The organism is Streptomyces albidochromogenes (genome assembly GCF_005981925.1).
Classification (GTDB): domain Bacteria; phylum Actinomycetota; class Actinomycetes; order Streptomycetales; family Streptomycetaceae; genus Streptomyces; species Streptomyces albidochromogenes.
Window position 1 is genome coordinate 1 of the sequence record NZ_VBVX01000450.1, and the last position, 4,010, is coordinate 4,010.

Below are 4,010 nucleotides of genomic sequence, written 5' to 3' on the forward strand. Positions count from 1 at the left end.
ACCCTCGGCCCCACCCGCACCGACGGCCTCCAGCTCGCCCGCGCCCAGCTCACCCGCGCCCGTCTCGCCCACGGCGCCCGTCTCACCCGCGGCCGTCTCGCCCACGCCCGCCCCGGGCGCGGCATCGTCAACGCCACCGGCAACGCCGTCGGCGACTTCGTCGGTCACGGCCGGTTCGTCCGGGCTCGTCGCGGCAGCCATCGGAGGCGCTTCCTTCCCGCTCAGCCCGCGGCCACGTCGGCGGAGTCGGCGGCCGCGCGCTCCGCCGCCTCGACGACGTTGACCAGCAACTGGGCGCGGGTCATCGGGCCGACGCCGCCCGGGTTGGGGGCGACCCAGCCGGCGACCTCCGCGACTCCCGGGTGGACGTCGCCGACGATCTTGCCGTCCTCGTCACGGCTGACGCCGACGTCGAGCACGGCCGCGCCCGGCTTGACGTCCTCGGGCTTGATGAGATGCGGCACACCGGCCGCGGCGATGATGATGTCCGCCTGCCTGAGGTGCGCGGACAGGTCGCGCGTACCGGTGTGGCACTGCGTCACCGTGGCGTTCTCCGACTTGCGGGTCAGGACCAGCGGCATCGGACGGCCGATGGTGATGCCGCGGCCGACGACGACGACGTTCGCGCCCTTGATCTCCACGTCGTGGTGACGGAGGAGCTGGACGATGCCGTACGGCGTGCAGGGCAGCGGGCCGGGCTCGCCGATCACGAGCCGACCGAGGCTCATCGGGTGCAGGCCGTCGGCGTCCTTCGCCGGGTCCATCAGCTCCAGGACGCGGTTGGTGTCGATGCCCTTGGGGAGCGGCAGTTGGACGATGTAACCCGTGCACTCCGGGTTCTCGTTGAGCTCGCGCACCACCGCCTCGATCTCCTCCTGGGAGGCGGTCGCGGGCAGTTCGCGCTGGATCGACGCGATGCCGACCTGGGCGCAGTCGCGGTGCTTGCCCGCGACGTACCATTTGCTGCCCGGGTCGTCACCGACCAGCAGGGTGCCGAGCCCGGGGACGACGCCCTTGGACTTCAGCGCCGCCACGCGGGCGGTCAGGTCGGACTTGATCGCGGCTGCGGTGGCCTTGCCATCGAGAATCTGGGCAGTCATGACCCCATCCTCGCGGATGGACCCGCCCTGGTTCCAATCAGGCCGCCCTGGCCGAGGTTGCACTTGCACAACACATGTGGGGCTCGACTGGACAAAGAGACGAGTGTCCTACAACGATGATCGGCGCAGTGCCGCGGACAGCGGCGGGGGGGCACCGCTGGTTTTTCTTGTGACGTTCCTCCGCTCGGGCCGCGACGTCCCCAGCACTTCCAACGGAGGAACACCGCCATGAGTTTCGGCGACCCGAACAACCCGTACGGCCAGCAGCCCCAGCAGCCCCCGCAGGGCCAGCCCGGCTACGGCTACCCGCAGCAGGCCCCCCAGGGCGTGCCGCCGCAGCAGGGTTACGGCTACCCGCAGCAGGGCGCCCAGCAGCCGGGCCAGCCCTACGGCGCGTACCCGCAGCAGCAGCCGGGCATGATGCAGGCCAACAGCGGCTACATCAACGTGCCGGGCCTGGGCACCGTTCAGGTCGCTTCGATGGGTCGCCGCCTCGGCGCGCGTGCGCTCGACGGTGTCGTGATCGGCATCCTGTACTTCATCTTCAGCGCCATCGGCGTCGCGGGCGCCATGGGCGCGGCGGAGAGCGCCGAGGACTGCGGCACCTACATGGACCCCGGCTACGAGGCCTGTGTGAACGAGGCCAGCGCCGGCATCATCGCCATCGCCTTCGGCAGCCTCCTCGTCTTCGGCCTCATCACGCTGCTCTACGAGTGGCTGATGGTCGCCTTCGTCGGCGCCACCCTCGGCAAGATGGTGCTGGGCGTGAAGGTCATCAAGGAGAACACCGGCCAGAACCCGGGTCTCGGCGGCGGCTTCATCCGCTGGATCATCCCGATGGTCGGCGCGTTCGTCTGCATCGGCCAGCTCCTGGTCTACCTCTCCCCGTTCTTCGACAACTCCGGGAAGCTGCAGGGCTGGCACGACCGTGCCGCCGGCACCCTGGTGATCAAGAAGTAGTACGCGCTCAGCACATGCGGAAGGCCGCAACCCCCTCGGGTTGCGGCCTTCCGCATGTCACGGACGGGACGCGTCAGTGGAAGAAGTGGCGCGTACCCGTGAAGTACATCGTCGCGCCCGCCTGCTTCGCGGCCTCGACGACCTGCTCGTCGCGGACCGAACCACCGGGCTGGACCACGGCCTTGACGCCGGCGTTCAGCAGGATCTCCAGTCCGTCGGGGAACGGGAAGAACGCGTCGGAGGCGGCGTACGCGCCCCTCGCGCGCTCCTCGCCCGCGCGCTCCACCGCGAGCTTCGCGGAGTCGACGCGGTTGACCTGCCCCATGCCGACGCCCACCGACGCGCCGCCCTTGGCGAGCAGGATCGCGTTGGACTTCACGGCGCGGCAGGCCCGCCAGGCGAAGGCCAGTTCGGCGAGTTCGCCGTCGGACAGGGCCTCGCCCGTGGCGAGCGTCCAGGTCGACGGGTCGTCGCCCTCGGCCTGGAGCCGGTCGGTGACCTGGAGCAGCGCACCGCCGTCGATCGCCTTGATCTCGACCTCGTCGGACGGGGCGTCGGGGCAGACGAGCACGCGGATGTTCTTCTTGCGGGCCAGCACCTCGACCGCGCCGTCCTCGTACGCCGGGGCGACGATGACCTCGGTGAAGATCCCGGCGACCTGCTCGGCCATCTCCACGGACACCGGGCGGTTGACGGCGATCACGCCGCCGAAGGCCGACAGCGGGTCGCAGGCGTGCGCCTTGCGGTGCGCCTCGGCGACGTCCGCGCCGACGGCGATGCCGCACGGGTTGGCGTGCTTGATGATCGCGACGCACGGCTCGGTCTGGTCGTACGCGGCGCGCCGCGCGGCCTCCGTGTCCGTGAAGTTGTTGTACGACATCTCCTTGCCGTGCAGCTGCTCCGCCTCGGCGAGGCCGCCCGTGCCGGAGGTGTAGAGGGCCGCCGGCTGGTGCGGGTTCTCGCCGTACCGCAGCACGTTCTTGCGCGCGTACGTCGAACCGAGGAAGTCGGGGAAGCCGCTGTCGTCGGCCGCCGCGTAGTCGGCGGCGAACCAGGACGCGACCGCGACGTCGTACGCCGCCGTGTGCTGGAAGGCTTCGGCGGCGAGGCGCTTGCGCGTCGTCAGGTCGAAGCCGCCGCCCTTGACGGCGTCGAGGACGTCGGCGTACCGCTCGGGGCTGGTGACGACCGCCACGGAGGGGTGGTTCTTGGCGGCGGCGCGGACCATCGAGGGGCCGCCGATGTCGATCTGCTCGACGCACTCGTCGGCGGTGGCGCCGGACGCGACGGTCTCCTTGAACGGGTAGAGGTTGACGACCACCAGGTCGAACGGCTCCACCCCCAGCTCCTCCAGCTGCGCGCGGTGCGCGTCGAGCCGCAGGTCGGCGAGGATTCCGGCGTGCACGCGCGGGTGCAGCGTCTTGACCCGGCCGTCGAGGCACTCGGGGAAGCCGGTGAGCTCCTCGACCTTGGTGACCGGGACGCCGGCCGCGGCGATCTTCCCGGCGGTGGAGCCGGTGGAGACGAGGGTGACGCCCGCCTCGTGCAGGCCGCGGGCCAGCTCTTCGAGGCCCGTCTTGTCGTAGACGCTGACCAACGCGCGGCGGATGGGCCGCTTCGTACCTTCGGCGGTCACTGGATAACTACCTTTCGTCCCTCAATGTGAAAGCCGTTACGGGCCAGGCGCCCCACGACATCGACGAGCAGCCGTCGCTCGACTTCCTTGATGCGCTCATGAAGAGCGGCTTCATCGTCCTCGGCCCGGATCTCGACCACGCCCTGCGCGATGATCGGGCCGGTGTCGACACCGTCGTCGACGAAGTGGACCGTGCATCCGGTGACCTTCGCGCCGTACGCGAGAGCGTCGCGTACGCCGTGGGCGCCGGGAAAGCTGGGGAGCAGGGCGGGGTGGGTGTTCACGCAGCGGCCCCCGAAGCGCGCGAGGAACTC

General features: G+C 70.8%; 4 protein-coding genes and 1 pseudogene. 1 reads left to right on the top strand and 4 read right to left on the bottom strand.

Annotated elements, in window-relative coordinates; all coding sequences use genetic code 11:
- Together E2E34_RS32175 and E2E34_RS32180 are read right to left on the bottom strand one after the other, a co-directional pair.
- Positions 1–201, bottom strand: a pseudogene (locus E2E34_RS32175) (hypothetical protein); the annotation flags it as partial.
- Between the two features lie 20 nt (positions 202–221).
- Complete coding sequence (locus E2E34_RS32180) at positions 222–1,100, bottom strand: bifunctional methylenetetrahydrofolate dehydrogenase/methenyltetrahydrofolate cyclohydrolase (protein WP_138905379.1); 879 nt, start codon at positions 1,098–1,100, stop codon at positions 222–224.
- Positions 1,101–1,328: 228 nt separating this feature from the next.
- On the opposite strand from E2E34_RS32180, the gene E2E34_RS32185 reads away from it, so the two are divergent.
- Positions 1,329–2,060, top strand: coding sequence for an RDD family protein (locus E2E34_RS32185; protein ID WP_138905380.1), 732 nt, complete (start codon positions 1,329–1,331; stop codon positions 2,058–2,060).
- A 73-nt stretch (positions 2,061–2,133) separates the two neighbouring features.
- Here the strand turns inward: E2E34_RS32185 and purH are convergent, their stop codons facing one another.
- Both purH and purN read right to left on the bottom strand, forming a co-directional pair.
- A complete protein-coding gene (gene purH / locus E2E34_RS32190) occupies positions 2,134–3,696 on the bottom strand; it encodes a bifunctional phosphoribosylaminoimidazolecarboxamide formyltransferase/IMP cyclohydrolase (RefSeq protein ID WP_138905381.1) in 1,563 nt (520 codons plus the stop codon).
- Positions 3,693–4,010: phosphoribosylglycinamide formyltransferase (gene purN, locus E2E34_RS32195; RefSeq protein WP_279637919.1), on the bottom strand; the 318-nt coding region annotated here is incomplete at its 5' end. The genes purN and purH, both read right to left, overlap by 4 nt.

Coding starts and splice junctions, on each gene's coding strand:
- E2E34_RS32180 (WP_138905379.1), bottom strand. CDS start 1,100: ATGACTGCCCAGATTCTCGATGGCAAGGCCACCGCAGCCGCGATCAAG.
- E2E34_RS32185 (WP_138905380.1), top strand. CDS start 1,329: ATGAGTTTCGGCGACCCGAACAACCCGTACGGCCAGCAGCCCCAGCAG.